This window comes from Rhizobium sp. 01T444 (assembly GCF_056398305.1).
Map to the genome: position 1 here is coordinate 1 of NZ_JBFTPD010000401.1, position 524 is coordinate 524.

The 524-nt window shown below is 62.2% G+C and carries 1 protein-coding gene; it reads right to left on the reverse strand.

What is annotated here, in order from left to right:
- Positions 1-510 (reverse strand): MCP four helix bundle domain-containing protein (locus tag AC1DTN_RS39150; RefSeq protein WP_477925631.1); only part of this gene is annotated, 510 nt, incomplete at its 3' end.
- Positions 511-524 lie beyond the last annotated feature (14 nt).

The following is a 524-nucleotide window of genomic DNA, read 5'->3' on the forward strand; positions in this document are numbered from 1 at the left end:
GGCCTTGTCGCCGCCTTCGACATTCACCTTCACGAGCTTGTCGATCATCGCGCCGATCTCGAGATTCAGGCGCAGCGACTCGCCCCGGGTCAGGGCCCTGGCTTCTTCGTTCTTCTCGGCGCGCGACGCGGCGATGATCTTTTCATGGAGCGGCGCGTAGGCCGCCATCGCGCTCACGAGCTGGGGATAGGTCTCCTTCTCCTCGGGCGTGGTGACGAGCTTCTGGTAGTCCGCAAGGTCCTTCTGCGCCTGCGTCCACAGCGTGTTCATCGACTTCTCGTAAGTGGCGAAGTCGGCCGGGTTGTCCGAGAGGATGTGCTGCAGTTCCTGCGTCCGATAGCGCGCCATGCCCGACTTCAGTTCGAGCAGCACGCGGGTGCTGGGCATCCAGTCCCTGGCAAGCTCCGTCGAGGCCTGGTTCACCTTCGCCAGCTCGATGACGGAGAAGATTCCGAGCAATGCGGTCAGCGCCAGCACGGCTACGAAGGAGATGAGCAACTTGGTTGCAATCCTGAGGTTGTAGA